The sequence below is a fragment of the Hydrophilobacter chitinilyticus genome, assembly GCF_049860745.1.
In the GTDB taxonomy this organism is placed as follows: Bacteria; Pseudomonadota; Gammaproteobacteria; order Burkholderiales; family Burkholderiaceae_C; genus Rhodoferax_B.
The window spans coordinates 2,391,722-2,411,635 of sequence record NZ_CP187561.1; the positions used below are offsets into that span (position 1 = coordinate 2,391,722).

Annotated in this window: 19 protein-coding genes and 3 tRNA genes; 13 read left to right on the forward strand and 9 right to left on the reverse strand. The window is 62.2% G+C overall.

Annotated features, from left to right (window positions below):
• Positions 1 to 8 precede the first annotated feature (8 nt).
• The gene (locus tag ACPWMG_RS10700; RefSeq protein WP_483304622.1) at positions 9 to 275 is read right to left on the reverse strand and encodes a hypothetical protein; all 267 of its coding nucleotides are present in this window, start codon (positions 273 to 275) and stop codon (positions 9 to 11) included.
• 146 nt (positions 276 to 421) lie between these two features.
• On the opposite strand from ACPWMG_RS10700, the gene ACPWMG_RS10705 reads away from it, so the two are divergent.
• The 5 genes from ACPWMG_RS10705 (at position 422) to ACPWMG_RS10725 (ending at position 2,800) form a co-directional block, all read left to right on the forward strand.
• Positions 422 to 1,606: a pyridoxal phosphate-dependent aminotransferase gene (locus tag ACPWMG_RS10705; RefSeq protein ID WP_483304623.1), complete on the forward strand. Its 1,185-nt coding sequence runs from the start codon at positions 422 to 424 to the stop codon at positions 1,604 to 1,606.
• Between the two features lie 99 nt (positions 1,607 to 1,705).
• A tRNA-Gly gene (locus ACPWMG_RS10710) sits at positions 1,706 to 1,781 on the forward strand.
• A 61-nt stretch (positions 1,782 to 1,842) separates the two neighbouring features.
• A tRNA-Cys gene (locus ACPWMG_RS10715) sits at positions 1,843 to 1,916 on the forward strand.
• Positions 1,917 to 1,992: 76 nt separating this feature from the next.
• Positions 1,993 to 2,085 (forward strand) — tRNA-Leu (locus tag ACPWMG_RS10720).
• Between the two features lie 91 nt (positions 2,086 to 2,176).
• The gene (locus ACPWMG_RS10725; RefSeq protein ID WP_483304624.1) at positions 2,177 to 2,800 is read left to right on the forward strand and encodes a DUF6806 family protein; all 624 of its coding nucleotides are present in this window, start codon (positions 2,177 to 2,179) and stop codon (positions 2,798 to 2,800) included.
• 170 nt (positions 2,801 to 2,970) lie between these two features.
• On the opposite strand, the gene murI is transcribed toward ACPWMG_RS10725, so the two are convergent.
• Together murI and ACPWMG_RS10735 are read right to left on the reverse strand one after the other, a co-directional pair.
• Entirely contained in the window at positions 2,971 to 3,822 is an 852-nt protein-coding gene (murI, locus tag ACPWMG_RS10730; protein WP_483304625.1) for a glutamate racemase, read from the reverse strand.
• The gene (locus ACPWMG_RS10735; protein WP_483304626.1) at positions 3,819 to 5,372 is read right to left on the reverse strand and encodes a fumarate hydratase; all 1,554 of its coding nucleotides are present in this window, start codon (positions 5,370 to 5,372) and stop codon (positions 3,819 to 3,821) included. Before ACPWMG_RS10735 ends, murI begins: the two co-directional genes overlap by 4 nt.
• A 148-nt stretch (positions 5,373 to 5,520) precedes the next feature.
• On the opposite strand from ACPWMG_RS10735, the gene ACPWMG_RS10740 reads away from it, so the two are divergent.
• The 8 genes from ACPWMG_RS10740 to ACPWMG_RS10775 all read left to right on the forward strand — a co-directional run bounded on the left by ACPWMG_RS10740 (position 5,521) and on the right by ACPWMG_RS10775 (position 14,078).
• The gene (locus ACPWMG_RS10740) at positions 5,521 to 6,636 is read left to right on the forward strand and encodes a methyl-accepting chemotaxis protein (RefSeq protein WP_483304627.1); all 1,116 of its coding nucleotides are present in this window, start codon (positions 5,521 to 5,523) and stop codon (positions 6,634 to 6,636) included.
• A 135-nt stretch (positions 6,637 to 6,771) separates the two neighbouring features.
• A complete protein-coding gene (gene fumC, locus ACPWMG_RS10745) occupies positions 6,772 to 8,157 on the forward strand; it encodes a class II fumarate hydratase (protein WP_483304628.1) in 1,386 nt (461 codons plus the stop codon).
• A gap of 38 nt (positions 8,158 to 8,195) precedes the next feature.
• On the forward strand, positions 8,196 to 9,548 hold the full coding sequence (locus ACPWMG_RS10750; RefSeq protein ID WP_483304629.1) for a sigma-70 family RNA polymerase sigma factor: 1,353 nt from the start codon (positions 8,196 to 8,198) through the stop codon (positions 9,546 to 9,548).
• Complete coding sequence (locus ACPWMG_RS10755) at positions 9,549 to 9,677, forward strand: hypothetical protein (protein WP_483304630.1); 129 nt, start codon at positions 9,549 to 9,551, stop codon at positions 9,675 to 9,677. It abuts the gene before it with no gap.
• An 11-nt stretch (positions 9,678 to 9,688) separates the two neighbouring features.
• Positions 9,689 to 12,082: a TonB-dependent siderophore receptor gene (locus ACPWMG_RS10760; RefSeq protein ID WP_483304631.1), complete on the forward strand. Its 2,394-nt coding sequence runs from the start codon at positions 9,689 to 9,691 to the stop codon at positions 12,080 to 12,082.
• 254 nt (positions 12,083 to 12,336) lie between these two features.
• Positions 12,337 to 13,008 (forward strand): CsgG/HfaB family protein, encoded by a 672-nt coding sequence (locus tag ACPWMG_RS10765; RefSeq protein WP_483304632.1) that lies wholly within the window; start codon positions 12,337 to 12,339, stop codon positions 13,006 to 13,008.
• A 15-nt stretch (positions 13,009 to 13,023) separates the two neighbouring features.
• Positions 13,024 to 13,413 (forward strand): DUF4810 domain-containing protein, encoded by a 390-nt coding sequence (locus ACPWMG_RS10770; RefSeq protein WP_483304633.1) that lies wholly within the window; start codon positions 13,024 to 13,026, stop codon positions 13,411 to 13,413.
• Positions 13,410 to 14,078: a DUF799 domain-containing protein gene (locus ACPWMG_RS10775; protein ID WP_483304634.1), complete on the forward strand. Its 669-nt coding sequence runs from the start codon at positions 13,410 to 13,412 to the stop codon at positions 14,076 to 14,078. The genes ACPWMG_RS10770 and ACPWMG_RS10775 overlap by 4 nt, the downstream gene beginning before the upstream one ends.
• Here the strand turns inward: ACPWMG_RS10775 and ACPWMG_RS10780 are convergent.
• From ACPWMG_RS10780 to ACPWMG_RS10805, 6 genes are all read right to left on the reverse strand, one after another.
• A complete protein-coding gene (locus ACPWMG_RS10780) occupies positions 14,075 to 14,833 on the reverse strand; it encodes a response regulator (protein WP_483304635.1) in 759 nt (252 codons plus the stop codon). The genes ACPWMG_RS10775 and ACPWMG_RS10780 overlap by 4 nt on opposite strands.
• Positions 14,830 to 16,407, reverse strand: a complete 1,578-nt coding sequence (locus ACPWMG_RS10785; protein ID WP_483304636.1) for an ATP-binding protein — start codon at positions 16,405 to 16,407, stop codon at positions 14,830 to 14,832. Before ACPWMG_RS10785 ends, ACPWMG_RS10780 begins: the two co-directional genes overlap by 4 nt.
• 23 nt (positions 16,408 to 16,430) lie before the next feature.
• Positions 16,431 to 16,694, reverse strand: a complete 264-nt coding sequence (locus tag ACPWMG_RS10790) for a hypothetical protein (RefSeq protein ID WP_483304637.1) — start codon at positions 16,692 to 16,694, stop codon at positions 16,431 to 16,433.
• Between the two features lie 44 nt (positions 16,695 to 16,738).
• Positions 16,739 to 17,647 (reverse strand): peptidase associated/transthyretin-like domain-containing protein, encoded by a 909-nt coding sequence (locus tag ACPWMG_RS10795; RefSeq protein WP_483304638.1) that lies wholly within the window; start codon positions 17,645 to 17,647, stop codon positions 16,739 to 16,741.
• Between the two features lie 72 nt (positions 17,648 to 17,719).
• Positions 17,720 to 18,517: an aldo/keto reductase gene (locus ACPWMG_RS10800; RefSeq protein ID WP_483304639.1), complete on the reverse strand. Its 798-nt coding sequence runs from the start codon at positions 18,515 to 18,517 to the stop codon at positions 17,720 to 17,722.
• A gap of 234 nt (positions 18,518 to 18,751) precedes the next feature.
• The gene (locus ACPWMG_RS10805) at positions 18,752 to 19,720 is read right to left on the reverse strand and encodes an AraC family transcriptional regulator (RefSeq protein WP_483304640.1); all 969 of its coding nucleotides are present in this window, start codon (positions 19,718 to 19,720) and stop codon (positions 18,752 to 18,754) included.
• Positions 19,721 to 19,914 lie beyond the last annotated feature (194 nt).

Here is a 19,914-nt window from a genome sequence, read left to right on the forward strand (position 1 = left end):
CCGGCTCGTCAGGTATAGCCGGCGCAAGCACCAGCGTTAGGCCGGCCCTTGCATTCGCGCGTCAAACGTTTGTCGCGCTGCTTCTGGGTTTCGCCCGTGTCGTCAATGAACTTGGGCTTGGCGACTTTTTTCTTCGGCGCTGGCGTGGTGCTTTTGGGCTTGGCCTCGGTTGCCAAGGCGGGGTAGGGCATCACTACCGCTAGGCTGAAGAGGCATGCTGCAAGCGCTTGTACGGCGCGGCTGAAGACCTGCTGGTGGCGTGGCGAAGCTGGCATGGCTGACTCCTGTGGCGATGGCCTCATCGATGGCCTCATACATCGTACGCCGCGATCTTGTGTTGATTCATCCCTATCTTTGAGCTGAGGTGGGCCTGTGTCCATTAGCATGGAGGGCTAGCTTCAACACACGACCCGAAATCGCCATGCGCCAAGCCATCCAAAATCTCGAAGAATCCAAGATCCGTGAAGTTGCCAATGCCGGCATGGGGCGCAGCGATGTGTTGCCGTTCTGGTTTGGCGAGAGCGACGAGGTCACGCCCGAATTCATTCGCCAAGCGGCGATTGATTCGCTGCAGAGCGGCGAAACCTTCTACTCGCACAACCTCGGCTTGCCGGCCTTGCGTGAAGCCGTGTCGGCCTACATGAGTGCTATGCACGCCCCGATTGGTGCGGAGCGCATAGCCATCACCTCAGGTGGCGTGAACGCGCTGATGCTGGCGATGGAGATGCTGATCGACGCGGGTGACGACGTGGTCGCCGTCACGCCGGTGTGGCCCAACCTTACGGCGCAGCCGTTGATCATGGGTGCCAAGCTGCGCTGCGTTCCACTCAAGCCTGTGGCATCGGGCCCGGACAAAGGCGCCTGGTCGCTTGACATGGCGGCGCTGCTCTCCGCCATCACGCCGCAAACCAAGCTGCTGATCATTAACGCACCCAACAATCCCACCGGCTGGACGCTGACGCGCGAAGAGCAGCAAACCATCGTCGCCCACTGCCGCAACACCGGCACCTGGATCTTGGCTGATGAGGTGTACGAACGCCTGTACTACGAGCCCACTGCCAATAGCTGTGCACCGAGCTTTCTGGACGTGACCGTACCCGAAGACCGACTGGTGGTGGTGCAGAGCTTTTCGAAAAGCTTCTTGATGACCGGCTGGCGCCTGGGCTGGCTGGTGATGCCGCCGAGTATGACGCACCACATGGGCAAACTGGTCGAGTTCAACACCTCGTGCGCCAGCGTTTTTACCCAGCGCGCCGGCATTGTGGCGCTGCAACGCACGGCCGACGTCACGCCGCGCGTGGTCGCGCATCTGAAGGCCTGCCGCGACACCTTGGTGCCGCTGCTTCAGGCGCTGCCGGGGGTAGAGGTGGCATCGGCCAAAGGTGGCATGTATGCCTTCTTCCGCATGGCTGGTTTTGATGATTCGTTGACCGTGGCCAAGCGCCTGGTGGCCGAGGCCGGCATCGGCCTGGCGCCTGGTAACGCCTTTGCCCCCGAGGCGCAAGGATGGCTGCGTTGGTGTTTTGCATCGAAGGACCTACAACGACTGCACGCGGGCGTAGAACGGCTGAAAAAGTGGGCTACAATCGAAAACCTGCAGCGATAAAGTTAAATTTTTGGTTGCGGTGCAGATTCAGATTGCGGTTTGAATCGAAGCGGTTTCAGAAAAGCTTGTTTTTGCATGCTATAATCTGAGGCTTGAAACGCGGGAATAGCTCAGTTGGTAGAGCGCAACCTTGCCAAGGTTGAGGTCGAGAGTTCGAGACTCTTTTCCCGCTCCAAATTCCAAAAAGGGAAGCCGCAAGCTTCCCTTTTTCATTCAGAGATTCGAAGAAAGATTTTGGCGCGATAACAAAGCGGTTATGTACCGGATTGCAAATCCGAGTAGGTCGGTTCGACTCCGGCTCGCGCCTCCAAAAAATGAGCAGCCCCGCTGACACCTTGTGTTGGCGGGGCTGTTTTTTCGCGAAGCCCAGACTTTGGGTCAGCGTTGCCTCGATGGTGAAATTGGTAGACACAGCGGACTTAAAATCCGCCGCTTACCCGTGAGGGGGCGTACCGGTTCGACCCCGGTTCGAGGCACCACATGCGGATCTCAAGCTGATCTTGCAAACCCTGCTGCAGGAATTCCCTGTGCAGTGTCTAAATCTTTCCAAAAAGCGCCTAATATCCGAACATGGCACGCTATAACGCCCCTTTTGAGATCCATGTGCACGGACAAGTCCAGTTGCGCCCTGATGTGACGTTCGACCAGATTCAGGACGCGCTGAAACCGTTGTGGAAATACGCTGGCGCGCGTTCGCTGGCTGATGGTGCGCGCAGTTCTTATGAGGAAGAGCCGGGCATCAAGTTCGACACGGCCGACCACACGCTGCAAATGTGCTGGACGGTGCCGGGCGACGAAGACTTCAAGCAAGCGCTTGATGAAATGTGCATGAGCTTGAACGAGCTCAGCGCGCTGGGCGCGCCGCTAGAAGTCACGTTCTACGACGCCGACTTTGACGAAGAAGAAGCCAACCCCGACGACGAGTCGCGCGACGACTTCATGATGCTGTTTGTCGGCCCGAACCCGGCCGCCATCATGCAAGCCCAGCGCGATCTGCTGGTGCAAGACGTCATCAACATGATGGAGCGCCACTTTGACGGCGCCGAGTTAGGTGGTGTGGTGGCCGAGATCGACAAGCTGTTCTCACAACGCTTTGACGCGCTGGTGAACTCGCTGGAGATTGGCAAACCGCCTCGCGGCCCTGGCGGTGGTTCTGGCCATGGTGGTGGCCGCCGCCCACGCCACCTGCACTAAAGGCTGTCGAAAAACTACTGCGGAGGTCATCTGCAACGTTGCCCGGTGCTCGGAATCCTCACGTACCTGAAGTACGTTCCGGTTCCTGCGCGCCGTGCGCCTAGCAGCTAACCTTCCTCGCTACGTTTTTCAACAGCCTTCCCGGCCGCAGCTATTCACAACCGGTCGGCTCAGGTCGCCCAGTGTGTTGCATCTTCCGTTTGAAAATCTAACCAACGCCGTGCTGCTGCCTGCAGCACCGCCGTTTCACCCGTTGTCACCAACTGCACCCGGCCAGGCCCGGCCGGTGCCAGCATCTGGGCTGCCTCCAGCAGTTGCTGTGTACGCCGCGCTACCGGTTCGCCGGTCGACAAAATTTGCACTTCCGGCCCCACCAAAGCTTGCAACGGCGCCTGCGCAAAGATGTAGTGGGTGCAGCCCAGCACTAACGTGTCGATTTCGCCGGGGCTTGAGCCGAACCTGCCCATAGCGCTGATGTACTTCGCGCACAGCGCTACGGTTTTTGACTCGTCTTCTGAGAGCACGCTGCGGCTGATGGCATCGGCCAAGCCATCACACGGTTGCACGATGAACTCGGCTTGTTCTTGCAGGCTGCGGTGCAGCGCATCGAACTTGGCACTGGTGACGGTGCCGCGTGTGCCGATGACACCCACACGTTTGGTCTTGCTCGTGAGCGCTGCGGGCTTGAGCCCAGGCTCTACGCCCACAATGATCAAGTCTGGGTGCTCAGCCCGAATCTGCGCCACGGCCGCCATAGTGGCCGTGTTGCAGGCGATCACCAAAGCCTTGATGCCGTAGACCTCGCGCAAATAAGCCGTGATAGCGCGCGCACGGCCCACCACATAGGCCTCACCGCGCTCACCATAGGGCGCGTGGCCCGCATCGTCCAGGTAAACAAAATGCTCGGAAGGCAGGGCGGTCTGCAGCGCTTGTAGAACGCTCAGGCCGCCGATGCTGCTGTCAAAAACACCAACCGGTGAGGTTGGTGTTTTTGACGATCCGATTGACTGCGTTGGACTCAAGCAGCCGCCACCTCAATGCCCTTGAACTCGCCCGTGGCAATGCGCTTTTCCCATTCGGCCGGGCCGGTGATATGGGCGCTCGTGCCGCCCGCGTCCACAGCCACGGTCACGGGCATGTCGACCACGTCGAACTCGTAGATGGCTTCCATGCCCAGGTCGGCAAAGCCCACCACCTTGGCGGTCTTGATAGCCTTGCTGACCAGGTAGGCGGCGCCGCCCACGGCCATCAGGTAGGCACTCTTGTGCTTCTTGATGGCTTCGATGGCGACCGGGCCGCGCTCGGACTTGCCGATCATCGAGATCAGGCCGGTCTCGGCCAGCATCATTTCGGTGAAGCCGTCCATGCGCGTGGCGGTGGTCGGGCCTGCGGGGCCCACGGCTTCGTCACGCACCGGGTCGACCGGGCCGACGTAGTAGATCACGCGGTTGGTGAAGTCCACCGGCAGCTTCTCGCCCTTGGCCAACATGCCCTGGATGCGCTTGTGCGCGGCGTCACGGCCGGTGAGCATCTTGCCGTTCAGCAGCAGTGTGTCGCCGGGTTTCCAGCTCGCCACTTCTTCCTTGGTCAAGGTGTTCAGATCGACCTTTTTGCTCTTGTTGTAGTCGGGCGTCCAGTTCACCTGCGGCCACAAGTCCAGCGATGGTGGGTCGAGGTAGACCGGGCCGCTGCCGTCCATCACGAAGTGGGCGTGGCGCGTGGCGGCGCAGTTGGGGATCATCGCCACCGGCTTGCTGGCCGCGTGGGTCGGGTACATCTGGATCTTCACGTCCAGCACCGTGGTCAGGCCGCCCAGGCCTTGTGCGCCGATGCCCAGGGCGTTGACTTTTTCATACAGCTCGATGCGCAGGGCTTCAACCTTGGTCAGCTCGGCCCCCGATGCCTTCTTGGCCTGCAGCTCGTACATGTCGAGGTCGTCCATCAGGCTTTCCTTGGCCATCAGCACGGCCTTTTCAGCGGTGCCGCCAATGCCGATGCCGAGCATGCCGGGTGGGCACCAGCCGGCGCCCATCGTTGGCACGGTCTTCAGCACCCAGTCGACAATGCTGTCGCCGGGGTTGAGCATGACCATCTTGCTCTTGTTCTCGCTGCCGCCGCCCTTGGCTGCGACGGTGATGTCCACTTTGTTGCCGGGCACGATCTCGGTGAAGATCACCGCAGGCGTGTTGTCCTTGGTGTTCTTGCGGTCGAAGTGCGGATCGGCCACCACGCTGGCGCGCAGCGTGTTGTCCGGGTGGTTGTAGCCACGGCGTACACCTTCGTTGATGGCGTCGTCCAGGCTACCGGTAAAGCCTTCCCAGCGCACGTCCATGCCCACTTTCAAGAACACGTTGACGATGCCGGTGTCCTGGCAGATCGGGCGCTGGCCGGTCGCGCTCATCTTGCTGTTTGTGAGGATTTGCGCAATCGCATCCTTGGCCGCCGGGCTTTGCTCACGCGCGTAGGCACGCGCCAGGTGGGCGATGTAGTCGGTGGGGTGGTAGTAGCTGATGTACTGCAGGGCTGCAGCAACCGATTCAATCAGGTCGTCTTGCTTGATGGAGGTGGTCATGGCGCACTCGTGGGTGTGTAGTTATAGGAAACCCTGCAATTATCGCCCCGTGTGTGGCGGCCGTGCGTCAGCGTGTCGGGAGTCCGAGCGCCATAATCGCCTGTTTGTTTTTATTTGTAACAACAACTAATTGAGGGGCAAAAACAAAATGTCGATTGCGAATTTGAAAGTGAGCACACGGCTCAGCGCCGGTTTTGGCGGCATGTTCGTCTTGCTGGCCGTGGCCATCGGTCTGGCCATGCACAGCCACAGTGGCGATGGTGCGTTGAGCCCGGCCAGCACACGCGCGTGGCTGTGGACGCTGGGTGCCGTGGGCCTTCTGTACGCCGTGGGCTGTGTCTACGGCTTGGTGCGCAGCATTGTGGTGCCGCTGGACGAAGCCATTTTGATCGCCGAGACCGTGGCCGCCGGTGACTTGAGCCAAGACTTCGTGACCGAGCGCGGTGGCGAATTCGGCCGCCTGCTGGCGGCGCTGGGCAACATGGAAGACACCTTGACCGAAGTGGTGGGCCGCATCAAGGAGTCCACCGATTCCATCACCGTGGCCTCGCGCGACATTGCCGACGGCAATAGCAACCTCTCGCAACGCACCGAAGAACAAGCCGGCGCCTTGGAGCAAACCGCGTCGAGCATGGAGCAACTGACGGCTACGGTGAAGCAAACCGCCGAACGCGCGCGCTCTGCCAGCGGCCTGGCGGTGAATGCCTCGGGCATTGCCGAGCGCGGCGGGGCGGTGGTGGGCGACGTGGTGTTGACCATGAATGCCATCAGCGCCAGTTCCAAGCGCATTGTCGACATCATCGAAGTGATCGAAGGCATTGCCTTCCAGACCAACATCCTGGCGCTGAATGCGGCGGTAGAAGCCGCACGCGCGGGCGAGCAAGGCCGAGGCTTTGCCGTGGTCGCCAGCGAAGTGCGCAGCCTGGCGCAGCGCAGTGCCGAGGCCGCCAAAGAGATCAAGAGCTTGATTGGCGACTCGGTCGACCAGGTGCAAAGCGGCTCCACCCTGGTGGCGCAGGCTGGGGCCACCATGCAGGAAATCGTGCAGTCGGTGCAGAGCGTGACAGTGATGCTGGGCGAGATCTCTGAAGCCACCGCGCAGCAGAGCAGCGGCATTGACCATGTGAACCACGCTGTGGTGCAAATGGAGTCGGGCACGCAGCAAAACGCGTCGCTGGTGCAACAGGCGGCCACGGCGGCCCAGGCGCTTTCAGTGCAAGCCAACCAACTGCAAACCGTGGTGGACGAGTTCAAGCTCGACTGATTTGCGGGTGGGGTGCCCCTGTTGGCTAGCGGGTCAAGCCGCTGGTGCGCAGCGTAAAGATGAGAATTGCTATCATTTGACTTTGCGCATGGGGAGCCACCCCGTGCTTCATTGTTTGATAGGACTCCTGCACTCATGAACACCCGCACCGAACGCGACACCTTTGGCCCCATCGAAGTCCCGAGCAACCAACTCTGGGGCGCCCAAACCCAGCGTTCGCTGCAAAACTTCGACATCTCTGGCGAGCAGCAGCCGCGCGAAATCATTCATGCGCTGGCGCTGGTGAAACGTGCCTCGGCCGTGGTGAACCAGGCCCTGGGCCTGCAAGACGCGAAGAAGACCGAGGCCATCGTGGCCGCAGCCGATGAAGTGATTGCCGGCAAGCATCCCAGCGAGTTTCCGCTGGTGGTGTGGCAAACCGGCTCGGGCACGCAAACCAACATGAACGTCAACGAAGTGTTGGCCAACCGTGCCAGCGAGATCCTGGGCGGCGAGCGCGGCGAAGGCCGCATCGTGCACCCGAACGACGATGTGAACCGCAGCCAGTCCAGCAACGACGTATTCCCCACCGCCATGCACGTGGCCGCTGTGCAGGCACTGCAGCACAAGCTACTGCCGGCCATCGCCAAGCTGCGCGCCACGCTGGCGCAAAAGGCCAAGGACTTTGACGGCATCGTGAAGATTGGTCGCACCCATTTGCAAGACGCCACGCCGCTCACGCTAGGCCAAGAATTCTCGGGCTACGTCGCGCAGCTTGACCACGCCGAGCGCCACGTGCGCGCCGCGCTGCCGCACCTGTGTGAACTGGCGCTCGGCGGCACCGCCGTCGGCACCGGCCTGAACGCACCCAAGGGCTACGCCGAACAAGCCGCCGCAGAATTGGCACGCCTTACCGGTCTGCCGTTCGTCACCGCACCCAACAAGTTCGAAGCCCTGGCCTCGTGCGACGGCCTGGTGCACGCACACGGCGCCTTGAAGACCTTGGCCGCCAGCATGATGAAGATCGCCAACGACGTGCGTTGGCTCGCCAGCGGCCCGCGCAGCGGCATTGGCGAACTCAGCATTCCCGAGAACGAACCCGGCTCCAGCATCATGCCCGGCAAGGTCAACCCCACGCAGAGCGAAGCCGTCACCATGCTGGCCGCGCAAGTGTTTGGCAACGACGTGGCCATCAACTTCGGTGGTGCCTCGGGCAACTTCGAGCTCAACGTGTTCCGCCCCATGGTGGCGCACAACTTCCTGCAGAGCGTGCGCCTGTTGGCCGACGGCATGGTCAGCTTCAACGACCAATGCGCCGTGGGTATCGAGCCCAACCTGGCGCGCATCACCGAGCTGGTTGACCGCTCGCTGATGTTGGTGACCGCGCTCAACACCCACATCGGCTACGACAAGGCCGCCTACATCGCCAAGAAGGCGCACAAGGAAGGCACGAGCCTGCGGGAAGCGGCCGTGGCGTCAGGCCATGTGACGGGTGAACAGTTTGACCAATGGGTGGTGCCGGGCAACATGGTCGGCCGCTGACCGTAGCCGGTCTTTGACCTTACCGCTGTCCCGTCGCCATGCCCGCCAGCGCGGTTTCATCGCCGCTGCTCAATAGCTTTCGCGAAAGCTACCGCGACCTGCTGTGCTATTTGCGGCACCACAGTGCGTCGGCCGAAGACGCACACGATGCCGCGCACGACACCTGGTTGCGCCTGGCCGAACTGGCGCGGCAAGGCCACGCGCCGGTGTTGTGCAACGACGGCGAGGCGCGCGCCTATCTGTTCACCATCGCGCGCAACCTGCTGACCGACCGTCAGCGGCACAACACGCTGGTGTTGCGCCACGCCAGCCAGCCTGTGGCCAGCGAACCTGTGACACCAGACGCCGCCGATGCTGCCATGTACCGCCAAGCGGTACAGGCGGTGGACCGTGCGCTGGTCAACATGCCGGAACGTGCGCGCCAGGTGTTCATCCGCAACCGTGTGCATGGCGAAGAGCAGGGCGTGCTGGCGGCTGAGTTTGGGGTGTCGCGCAACATGATCGAGCGCGACATGATGCTGGCCATGGACCACGTGCAGCGGGCCCTGGAGCAATGGGCTGGTGTGGCAGAGGTTGCCGGTGTGGCGGGTGTGCTCAAAAGCACGTCGCCACGCCGCCGCGCGTTGGCCAGCCTGCTGGGCGTGGCCGGCCTGGCCGCAGGCGGCACGATGGGTTGGCGCTTGTGGCGCACGCTGGTGCCGCAATGGCAGCAGGTGGTGGTCAACAGCTTGCGGCCGCCGCAGCGTTCGACGTTGCCTGATGGCAGCGGGCTCACGCTGGATGCACAAAGCCGCGCCGTCGTCACTTACTCCGCAGCGCGGCGCCACGTTCACCTACTGGCGGGTGCTGCATTCTTTGAAGTGGTGCGCGACACCGACCGCCCCTTTGTGGTCGAGGTGCCCCGTGATCCCGCGGCGGCCTCGGCGCGCGATGGTGTGCGCATCACGGTGTTGGGCACGCGGTTTGGTGTGGAGCGTTTGTCGGCCGGCAGGGTGGACATCCAGGTTGAGTCTGGGCGCGTCCGGGTCGAAACCATCGACGCACAAGGGCAGGTGCAATCGCTGCATGAACTGGTCGCGGGCGAAGGCTTGCGTGCCGGTGGGGCGGCCGCAGAGGTGCAGCGCCTGTGGGACCCGCAGCAGGCCGCTGGATGGCGCCACGGTGTGTTGGTGTTCGACGCCACGCCCTTGGGCGACGCGCTGGAGCACCTGCGCCGCTACCTGCCTTATCCGGTCGATGTGGATGCCGGTGTCGCAGGGCTGCGGGTGTCTGGCCAGGTGCGTGTGGCGCAGACCGAAGACTTCTTGCGTGCGCTGCCGGGCATCGTGCCGGTTGCGTCGCGCTTGCAGAGCGGCCGCTGGCAGATCAGCCGAGGTGAACAGTCGAAGTGAATGGGCATCGCGTTGAAGCAGCCCGCAGAAATTTTCAAAAAAATGCAGGGTGCCATTCAGGATGTGGTGCGGCTGGTTCGTTGGTGCAGTGATGGCCATTTGGCCATGCCGCTGCTTCACAAACCTTGATTGAGCCTGCCATGCGTTTTTTATCTCGACCACTTTCTCACCACACCGTGGCCGCCGTCATGGCGATCGCCTGCGCACATGCGACCGCGCAGACCGCCACGTTCGACATCCCGGCCGAGCCTCTGCCCGATGCACTGCGCCGCTTCGCTGCCCAATCGGGGGCGCAACTGGTTTACACCCCGCAAATGGTCGAGGGGCGCCGCAGCAGTGCCGTGAGTGGCACATTAGAGGCGCAGACTGCGCTGGTGCAACTGCTGCGCGACACTGGCTTGCAGGCGCGGCGCGCAGGTGCCACCTGGACATTGGAGCCGGCCGCCGCCAACAGCGGCGCCGCGCTGCCCGAGGTCACGGTCAGTGCTGATGCCGAGGTCGAGACCGCCACCGGCCCGGTGCGCGGCTACACCGCGCGGCGCAGTGCCACGGCCACCAAGACCGACACGCCGCTGATCGAAACGCCGCAGTCGATCTCGGTGGTGACGGCTGATTTCATCGAGGCCACCGGCGCACTGCGGGTGCGCGACGCGTTGGCCTATGCGCCGGGTGTCAACACCATGGGCTGGAACGACGACTCGCGTTTCGATTGGCTTTACCTGCGTGGCTTCGACGCTTATTCGCCAGGCTTTTTCCTCGACGGCCTGCCGCTGCGCAACAACAGCACTTGGGGCGTGTGGCGTACTGAAAACTATGGCGCCGAGCGGGTCGAGTTGCTGCGCGGGCCGTCGTCGGTGCTGTACGGTACCACCGGCCCCGGCGGTCTGGTCAACGTGGTGACCAAGCTGCCCACGGCGCAACCCCAGCATGAGTTGCAGGTGCAGTTGGGCGACCATGCACGGCGGCAAATCGCGGGTGATTTCTCCGGCCCGTTGAACGCCGATGGCAGCCTGCTGTACCGCGTGACCGGTGTGGTGCGCGACGCCGAGCTGCCCGCTGGCGACATGCGCAACGACCGCTTCTACCTGGCCCCGTCGCTGACTTGGCGGCCGTCTGCCGTGACCTCGGTCACCGCGTCGGCGCAAGTCGTGCGTGACCGCGCGGGCGTCTACCAAAGTGGCGGCCCGGCGTATGGCACCTTGCTGCCGAATCCGAACGGGCCCATCAGCGCACCGGCGTATTACGGCGAGCCCGGCTTTGACCACTTCAACCAAAACCAATGGCTGGCGGGCTACATGGCCGAGCACCAACTGGACGACGTGTGGACGCTGCGCCAAAAGCTGCGTTACGGCAGCCTGAAGGTCGACTACATGCAAGCTTGGCTGGAGGGCCTAGCTACCGTCAACGCGGTAGACCCTAGCGACCCGGCCAATTTCCGGCGTATCTCGCGTGCGGTGTTTGGCAGCCAGGAAAACGTGGCGAGCTTTGTGGTCGACAACCAGGCGCAAGCCAAATGGCGCCAGGGCGACTGGCAGCACACGCTGCTGTTGGGTCTTGACTACCAAAACAGCCGCTTCAACCAAACCACCTACTACGGCGGCCAGGTGCCAACGATGGACATCTACCAGCCGGTCTTCGGCAGCGCGGCCATCGTGGCGCCCGACCCATATGTCGACGCGCGCATCAAGCTGGCGCAAACCGGGCTGTACCTGCAAGACCAGATCAAGTGGGGCGAGCGTTGGGTGGCCACGCTGGGTGGCCGCTACGACCGCGCCAAGACCGACACGCAAAACCATCTGGACGCCTCGCACACACAGCAGAGCGATGGCAAGTTCTCCGGGCGTGCGGGCCTGGTCTATCTGGCGCCTGAAGGCTGGGCGCCGTATCTGAGTTACTCCGAGTCGTTCGTGCCCACGGGCACCGTCAACCCGGCGACCGGGCAACCGTTTGACCCCGAGACCGGGCGCCAGGTCGAGGCCGGTTTGCGCTGGCAGCCGCCAGGCCGCAAAGACAGCTACAGCATGGCCGTGTTCCAACTGCAGCGCCGCAACTACGTCACCACCGACGAGAACAACTTGCCACGCGTGACCGGTGAAGTCACGGTGCGCGGTATGGAGTTTGAAGCCAGCCTCAAGCCCACGCCCGCGTGGAACGTGGTGGCTTCCTACACCTTCCTGCCCAAGGCAGATGTGACCGCGAGCAGCAACCCTGCAGAGATCGGCAAACAACTCAACTCCGTGCCGCGCAACCAGATTTCGGTATGGACCGATTACCGCTTTGGCAACGGCATCAAGGCCGGGCTGGGCGCGCGCTACGTGGGCTCGAACCACGGCACCTACGAGTCCACCTCGGTGCCGGTACCGGCCTATACCGTGTTCGACGCCATGCTGGGCTACGACTTCGGCTCGTGGAGTTTGGCGCTGAACGCGCACAACCTCACCAACAAGGCCTACCTGGTCGCGTGTACCGCAGATGTGACGTGCGGCTTTGGCGCCCAGCGCACGGTGGTGGGCACGGCGACTTACCGCTGGTGATGGCGGGGGATGTCTGGCTGGCACCCTCAACGCTGCTGTGCAGTGCGCAATATTGATGTGTGTGCTTTCAATGGGGCACTTTGATTTTGCGCATTGTTTGGCATTTTTTCAGTTGTCTGTTTTTTGGCCTAAAAAGAAGCTATTTATGCACGATATTTTGTGTATGCACAGAATACAGTTGCGCCTTCGTTTGGCGAGATCCTCGCTTTTTTCGGTGCGGCAAAAAGCTGCTGGTGTATAGAAATACTGGAACTATGAAACTGAATCAATTGGTCTATGGCGTTGCCGCATCGGCATTGTTTTTAACGGGCTGTGCAACGGAACAATCGCGCAGCGTCGAGGTACCGAAAGTCGTAGCGGCTTCTGTGGCTTACCAAGGGCAACGCAGCCCCATCTCTGTGGGCAAGTTTGACAACCGTTCCAGCTATTTGCGCGGCGTGTTCACCGAAGGGCCTGATCGTTTGGGCGGGCAAGCCAAGTCGGCGCTGGTCACCCATCTGCAGCAGTCGGGCCGCTTTAATGTTCTCGACCGCGAGAACATGCCCGAAACGCAGCAAGAAGCTGCGATCAAGAAGCAAACACAAAGCCTCAAGGGTGCTGACTACGTGGTCACCGGCAGCATCGCCGAGTTTGGTCGCAAAGAAGTGGGCGACCAACAACTATTTGGCATCCTGGGCCGTGGCAAAGAGCAAATTGCCTACGCTAAGGTGAACCTCAACATCGTCAACGTCAGCACCTCCGAAGTGGTGTATTCCACTCAGGGTGCTGGCGAGTACAGCTTGTCGAACCGCGAAGTGGTGGGCTTTGGTGGCACAGCCAGCTACGACTCCACTTTGAACGGCAAGGTGTTGGATTTGGCGATTCGCGAAGCCGTGGATAACTTGGTGAAGGGCGTGGATTCTGGTGCCTGGAAACCGGCCAGTTAAGCGAGCGAGATGGCTATGAAAAACCTTCTGACTATCCGTAACGCACGCATCGCCGTGGCGTTTGGCAGTGTCGCCATCCTCGCAGGTTGCGCAGCACCTGCTGCCAAGCCGCTCTACAGCTGGAACAACTATGAACCGCAGGTCTACGACTACCTCAAAGGCAGCGGCAACGGCGTCGAAGTGCAGATCAGCAAGCTGGAAGAATCGACCGAAAAAGCGCGCGCAACCGGCCAAGCCTTGCCGCCGGGTTACCGCGCCCACCTGGGCATGCTCTACGCCAAAGCTGGCCGCGCCGACCAAGTACAGCCGCAGTTTGACGCCGAAAAAACATCGTTTCCAGAGTCTTCCACGTTTATCGATTTCTTGACCCGCACCTTCACCAAAAACAACGGAGGTGCGCAATGAACACGTTCGCACGTCGTTCTGTTTATGCGGTGACTTTGTTGCTCGCCGTGTTGGCCACAGGTTGCGTGACGCAACCTGCCCAGCGCGACTACACCGCTTATAAAGAAGCCCGGCCCAAGTCGATTGTGGTGCTGCCGCCGCTGAACCATTCGCCTGAAGTGAATGCATCGGCTGCCGTGTTGTCGCAGGTGACTTTGCCATTGGCCGAAGCCGGCTATTACGTGCTGCCCGTGGGTGTTGTGGACGATGTGTTCAAGCAAAACGGCTTGTCCAACGCCGCGGACGCACAAGCAGCATCGCCCGCCAAGCTGCGCGAGATCTTCGGTGCCGATGCGGGCCTGTATATTGATGTGCGCAAGTACGGCACCGTCTACAGCGTCATCCGAAGTGACACGGTGGTGACCCTTGACGCCAGACTGGTGGACCTACGGTCTAACCAAGTGCTGTGGTCGGGCAGCGCCACTGCCTCGAGTGCAGAACAGCAAAGCAATTCGGGCGGTGGTGTGATTGGTGTGCTGCTGACCGCTGTGGTCAACCAGATCATCGTCAACGTGAGTGATCAGAGCTACGGCATTGCCGCGATCTCCAATCAGCGTTTGCTGTCTGCTGGCAGGCCAAATGGTCTGCTGTACGGGCCACGTTCGCCCAAGTACGGGACCGACTAATTTGGCGCAGGGCTTTCCGTTTCGTCTTCATCAAACGCAAAACCCACGCTGTAGACCGAACGGATCCATTCGTGATCCGAGCCACTGCTCTGGCTGCTGGCGGTCTTGAGTTTCTTGCGCAAGTTTTTGATGTGGCTGTCGATGGCGCGTTCGTTCACATCGAGCGTGTCGCCGTAGGCCAGGTCGAGCAGTTGGGCGCGCGAGAAGATGCGCCCACTCTGGCGGGCTAAAGCTTGCAGCAAGCGGAATTCGCGTGGCGTCAAGGCCAACGGCACGCCGCGTAAGGTGGCTTGCCAATGGGCCTCGTCGAGGGTCAGCGCCGATGGGCGAGGGGCTGCGTTTGTGTTCGAGGCAATGCCGCTGCGGCGCAGTACCGACTTCACCCGTGCCACGACTTCGCGTGGCGAAAACGGCTTGCAGATGTAGTCGTCTGCGCCGAGCTCTAAACCAATCAGCCGATCCATCTCTTCTACGCGTGCTGTCAGCATGATGATGGGGCTGCTGGTGTGGTGGCGTGCCTGGCGCAGCACCTCCAAACCATCCAGGCCGGGCAGCATCACGTCCAGCAAGGTCAGGCTGGGTGGCGACGCTGCCATGGTGTTCGTCAAGCGCGCCAGCGCGCTGCGGCCGTCGGCCAGGTGTTCGGTGGTGTAGCCGGCGTGGTGCAGGTAGTCGATGACCACGCTGGCGATGTCGGGTTCGTCTTCCACCACCAGAATGTGCGCGGGGGGGGGGCCAGGAATGTGCCCGTTCATGGGTGGTTCTCCAGCAGGGGCAAGGTGAGAGTGATGCACAGGCCACCTTGTGCTGAGGCTTGTGCGTTGATCTGCCCGCTGTGGGCTTGCACGATGGCGCGGCAGATCGCCAGGCCCAGGCCGGAGCCTCCCAGGTCGCCCGTGACGCGTGTACGCGAGGCTTCTGCGCGGTAGAGGCGGTCAAACAGATGAGGTAGCTCATGGGCGGCCACGCCTGGTGCGGTGTCGTCAAACTGCAGCACGAGTTGCGCTGCCGCGCTGGTGCTCTGCAGACGCTCTACTCGCGCGCTGACGCTGATGCGGCCACCGGCATCGGTGTAGCGCACACTGTTTTCCAGCAGATTCAAGAAGACGCGGTGCAGTTGCTGGGCATCGCCCAGCACCAAGGGCTGCGGCGCTTGTGCGGTCAGGACGTCGAGGCCTGTCATACCCACGGCCAGGTGCTGTTGGTCAAAGCGCGGCTGCATCGACGCCATGGCTTCGGTCAGCAACGCCAAGGGGTGCAGGGGCACGCGTGCCGATGGTGCGCCGCCGGCGTCGGCATCCAGGCTGGCGCGCAGGTCGCCCACCAGTTGAATCAAACGCATCACCTGGCGGTGCAGGCGCAGCGCGGTTTTGTCGTCGAAGTTGCGCACACCGTCTTGCACGGCTTCGATCTCGGCACGCATGGCGGCCAGGGGGGTGCGCAGCTCGTGCGCCACGTCGCCAATCCATTGGCGGCGCGAGGTTTCCATCCCACCCAATTGTTCGGCCATGTGGTTGAAGGTTTGCGCCAGGCGCGCAAGCTCATCGTCACCATGCACGGGTACCCGTGTGTCCAGCCGACCAGCCGCGACGCCGCGTGCGCCCGCCACCAGGGTGTCGATCGGTGCCAGCCAACGTAGCGCCAGCCACCACGACAGCAGCAGTGCCAACAACAAGCCGGCCACGCCTGTCCACACCACAAAGCCAAGCTGTTGGTTGAGGAAGGCACGGTCGGCTTCCGAGGCCAGGTCGGCCGGTGGCGCCAGCATCAGTTGGCCGATGGTTTCGCCGCCTGGCCCGCGCAGTAGCAGGCGCGCCGCGCCTGCAGCATTGGCCGCGCTGGCTGCGCCGACTACGGTTTGGCCGGCCGCATCTACCAGCACCAAGCGCTGTGACTGAGCGTAGCCGGGTGGCGGGGGCGGATGGTCGCCGGGTGGGCCAAAGCGTGGGTTGCCGCCGGGTTCTCGGCCAAAGTCTGGCGGCGGCGGGCGGCCGCCGAAACGGCCTCCACCGTCATCGTCGCGGCGATGCTCGCGGTAGCCCTCGTCGGTACGGTCATCGTCACGGGGCGGCCGCATGTCATCGGGATGCAGCAGGTCGCGCCAACGCTCGGGCTGGCTGCGCAAGGTTTGCCAGTTGCCTTGTTCGGCGTACAGCCGCTCAAGCCGCGCCGAGAGCCAGTCCATGCGCGCCAGTTCGATCTCTGCCGCATACGGGCCCAGGCCGCGCTGCAAGCCCAGGCGCGAGAAGCCGCTGAAGATCAGCAGCAGGGCCACCAGCAGGGCGGCCAGAGCGACGAAGGCTTTGCTTTGTAGCGTGAGGCGGGGCATGAACGAATGGAACGAAAGGCGAATTAGCGTTGCGGCGGTCCCCCAGCAGGTGTGGCGGCCAAGGTTCCATTGATTTTGCGACAAGTGCCGCTGAGTTTTTTGCCATCTGGCATGGTGAGGGTGACGGTGGCGCCTTCGCTCTGGCCCTTGCATGCGGCGTAGGCTTCAGGTGGTGGTGCCGGTGGCTGCCCTTGGGGCGGTGTTTGGGCGCAGGCGGGGGCGACGCCCAGTGTCACGAGACACAGGGCCATGGCCAAGGTGGCGAAGAAACTGGTGTGTTGTTTCATGGTGCGGTTGATGGGTTGCAAGGACTTGGCTTTGCGCTGTGGGGTCAGGCCGCGATCGAGATGGTGATGTTGGCCGCGTAGCCGCCGCTGCCGTCGCTCTGCAGCGTGACCATTTCCAGGTCGGTGCCATCGCTGAACACGTTGTCGGTCGCGAAGGTGATGTTGGCAAGGTTTCTGACGCTGGCGCTGTAGCCCGAGTTGGCGTTGTAGATGGCGCTCAAGGTCGCCGTAGGAAACGCCAACTGCGTGGTCTTCACTTTGCGGCTGGCGCTGGTGGCCACACCCACGCTGGGGTACACCTCGATGTGGATGTGCGGCATGCGGCCGGCGTAGCAGCCCGGCACGATGGTGGTGAAGGTCACTGTGCCGTTGGCATTGGTGGCCTGCACGCCGCGCAGGTAGTTTGAGGCAATGCTGTTCTCGGTGTAGACCGAGTAGTTGCCGGCTTGCGAGCAATGCCACACGTAGATGGCGTAACCCTCCAGCGCCGCACAACTGGCTTGGGTGTTGGTCAACGTGATGGAGAGTGTGAGCGCCACGCCGGCCACCGGCGTCAACGCGCCGATGTTGGTGCGAATGTCCGATCGCACGATGCCGCTCAGGGCCAGCACGTTGTAGGTGGCATTGCTGGCGGTAGAGCCATCCGCAGGGTAGGGTCCGGCGGTTTCTTCGGGCACAACCGAGCAGGTGCTGCTGGTCGTGGTGGAACTGGTGCTGGTGGACGTGGTGCTACCGGATGTGGTGGTTGTGGAGGTGCTGGTCGTGCTGCTTGTGGTGGTGCCGCTGGATGCATCGCTGCTGTCACCACCGCCCCCGCCGCAACTGGCTAGCAGCGTGGCAACGCCAAGTGAGCCCAGTGAATTCAGGGCAAATCGGCGGGCAAGGTCGGTGGTTTGTTTGTCCTGATTGTCTTGTATGTTGTCGGTAGATATTTGGGTGGTGGCTTGACGCATGAGGCTCTCCTTCGTTGGGGATGCCGTACTGTGCAAACCAATTGAGGAGAAATTTGGTGGAGATGGCTTCCTCTAAGAGACACTTTCCTCTGCATGCTCCAGTGCTTGCAGCGCCATGTCGATGGCTTGCAGATCATGTGCGCTGAGTTTGAGGTCGGCCGCACCCAGGTTTTCATCCAGGTGGCCTACGCGTCGGGTATGGGTTAATGGCACGATCCACAGCTTTTGCGCCAGCAACCAGGCCAGGGCCAATTGCGCCAAGGTTGCGTGGTGGCGGTGTGCAATGGCAGCCAGCTTGAACTTCGCTTCAGAGTGCGCGGCTGTCAGAGCACCGTGCCCCAGTGGGCTGCGCGCGATGAAGCCAATGCCTAACGCTTCGCAGGTCTGCAGGGTGCCATTGTTTTCCACGGAGCGGTTCCACATGGAATAGGTTGCCTGCAATACGCTCACGGGCTGCACTCTGTGGGCGCGTTGGAGTATGGCCACATCCACCCCACACAAACCGAAGTGTTTCACCTTGCCTTGGGCGATCAGGTCTTTGACTGCACCGGCCACGTCCTCTATCGGCACCTCGGGTGCAAGGCGCTCTGCCGAGAACAGGTCGATGGCGTCTACCTTGAGCCGCTTGAGCGACGCTTCTGCCATCTCGCGGATGTGCTCGGGGCGACGGATAGGGCCGAAGGTGCTGGACACCGCCATGCGGTGACGCAACGGCGTGATGACCTCGCCCAACAGCTCTTCATGAGCCTCTGCCGCATCGAAAAACGTCACGCCAAAATCGCAGGCCGCCTGCAGCAGGTAGCGCTGCACCTGGCGGCTGGGCGTGGCTTGGCCTTCAGTCGCGCGCAGGCCGCCGCAAGCGAAACCCATGGCAGAAACTTCAAGCCCGTGATGATGCTCACCGTGCTCCTTAGCTTTGCCTTCACCATTGCAAAGTGTGCGTTGTTTCATGAGGGAACTCCTGGTGCGAATGAGTAAGCGGCGGCCGGATCGGATGGCCGAACAAGCCCCAAGGCCTGCCGCAAAGTTCGGCGCCGTGTCGAATGACGATGTTGGAGAGCAAAGGGGCGCGACAGCCGCGCGCCTTGCCCGTGGCTGCGGTGGCTAGCCGGTGCTGCGACCCAATTGCTCTTCGCGCAGCCGCTTCACGTCGCGTGCCGGAGGCAAGCCAAAGAAGCGGCTGTATTCGCGGTTGAATTGCGACTGGCTTTCATAGCCCACGCGGTGGCCGGCGGTGGCGGCGTCGACGTGTTCGCTGATCATGATGTGGCGCGCGGTTTGCAAGCGCAATTGCTTTTGAAACTGCAGCGGGCTCATCGCGGTCACGGCCTTGAAATGGTGGTGTAGCGTGGACACACTCATGTGCACTTCGTGCGCCAGTTCGTCGATGCGCAGCGGCTCGCTGAAGCGTTGCGACAACTGGTTGATGGCTTGCGCAATGCGTTGGCTGTGGCTGTCGACCATGGCCATCTGCACCAGTCTCCAACCATCCGGTGACTTCAGCAGGCGGTACAAAATTTCGCGTGTGATCAGCGGGGCAAGCGCTGCAATGTCTTCAGGTGTGGCCAGCAGTTTGACCAAGCGCAGCACCGGGTCGAGCAGCGTGGCCGACAACTCGCCAGTGTAGATACCGCGCTGAGCGCCCGTGCGTGGCGCACGTGCACTGGCCAACTGCAGCTCCAACGCCAGCGCGGCAATTTCCTTCACATCAAATGTCAAGCGCAGGCCCAGGTAGGGTGCTTCGGGCGTGGCGTCAAAAGCCTGAGCCGACACGGGCAGATTCTGTGCTGCCACCAGGTAGTGGCTGCTGTCATAGACGTACACCTCATCGCCCAGAAGGACCCGCTTGCTGCCCTGCGCCAGGATGCAGAACGCAGGCTCGTAGACGGTGTGTACCGGCAAACCGATTTGTGACACGCGCGCCAGCATGAGGCGTGGGATCTGCGTGTCAAAAGCGCCGTCCGTGCCGGTGCGCTGGTCGATCAGCGCGGCCAGTTCTGCCCGCATCACGGTGGTTTGCAGTTGGTCCTGGGTGCGCTCGTCGCGTTGGGCTTGGGGTGTGGAGGTCAGCATGTGCCGGAGCTTAATCATCCTCATCCTGCTTGTCTTGTCTTTTAGGACCTTGCGGGAGGATCGTGCAAACAACCCCAAGAATCCTGCAAGCCCCCGCACCGAACGACCTGTGACATTGGATTTCAAATTGACTGTTTGGGCAAAAAGCTTATGCTGCCGCAGCAAAATGTTCGCGACGCACGCTCACCAAAACC

Excerpts from the sequence above, each read along its gene's own strand:
- ACPWMG_RS10700 (WP_483304622.1), bottom strand. The coding sequence starts at position 275 with ATGCCAGCTTCGCCACGCCACCAGCAGGTCTTCAGCCGCGCCGTACAA.
- ACPWMG_RS10705 (WP_483304623.1), top strand. The coding sequence starts at position 422 with ATGCGCCAAGCCATCCAAAATCTCGAAGAATCCAAGATCCGTGAAGTT.
- ACPWMG_RS10725 (WP_483304624.1), top strand. The coding sequence starts at position 2,177 with ATGGCACGCTATAACGCCCCTTTTGAGATCCATGTGCACGGACAAGTC.
- ACPWMG_RS10735 (WP_483304626.1), bottom strand. The coding sequence starts at position 5,372 with ATGACCACCTCCATCAAGCAAGACGACCTGATTGAATCGGTTGCTGCA.
- ACPWMG_RS10740 (WP_483304627.1), top strand. The coding sequence starts at position 5,521 with ATGTCGATTGCGAATTTGAAAGTGAGCACACGGCTCAGCGCCGGTTTT.
- fumC (WP_483304628.1), top strand. The coding sequence starts at position 6,772 with ATGAACACCCGCACCGAACGCGACACCTTTGGCCCCATCGAAGTCCCG.
- ACPWMG_RS10750 (WP_483304629.1), top strand. The coding sequence starts at position 8,196 with ATGCCCGCCAGCGCGGTTTCATCGCCGCTGCTCAATAGCTTTCGCGAA.
- ACPWMG_RS10755 (WP_483304630.1), top strand. The coding sequence starts at position 9,549 with ATGGGCATCGCGTTGAAGCAGCCCGCAGAAATTTTCAAAAAAATGCAG.
- ACPWMG_RS10760 (WP_483304631.1), top strand. The coding sequence starts at position 9,689 with ATGCGTTTTTTATCTCGACCACTTTCTCACCACACCGTGGCCGCCGTC.
- ACPWMG_RS10765 (WP_483304632.1), top strand. The coding sequence starts at position 12,337 with ATGAAACTGAATCAATTGGTCTATGGCGTTGCCGCATCGGCATTGTTT.
- ACPWMG_RS10770 (WP_483304633.1), top strand. The coding sequence starts at position 13,024 with ATGAAAAACCTTCTGACTATCCGTAACGCACGCATCGCCGTGGCGTTT.
- ACPWMG_RS10775 (WP_483304634.1), top strand. The coding sequence starts at position 13,410 with ATGAACACGTTCGCACGTCGTTCTGTTTATGCGGTGACTTTGTTGCTC.
- ACPWMG_RS10780 (WP_483304635.1), bottom strand. The coding sequence starts at position 14,833 with ATGAACGGGCACATTCCTGGCCCCCCCCCCGCGCACATTCTGGTGGTG.
- ACPWMG_RS10785 (WP_483304636.1), bottom strand. The coding sequence starts at position 16,407 with ATGCCCCGCCTCACGCTACAAAGCAAAGCCTTCGTCGCTCTGGCCGCC.
- ACPWMG_RS10790 (WP_483304637.1), bottom strand. The coding sequence starts at position 16,694 with ATGAAACAACACACCAGTTTCTTCGCCACCTTGGCCATGGCCCTGTGT.
- ACPWMG_RS10795 (WP_483304638.1), bottom strand. The coding sequence starts at position 17,647 with ATGCGTCAAGCCACCACCCAAATATCTACCGACAACATACAAGACAAT.
- ACPWMG_RS10800 (WP_483304639.1), bottom strand. The coding sequence starts at position 18,517 with ATGGGTTTCGCTTGCGGCGGCCTGCGCGCGACTGAAGGCCAAGCCACG.
- ACPWMG_RS10805 (WP_483304640.1), bottom strand. The coding sequence starts at position 19,720 with ATGCTGACCTCCACACCCCAAGCCCAACGCGACGAGCGCACCCAGGAC.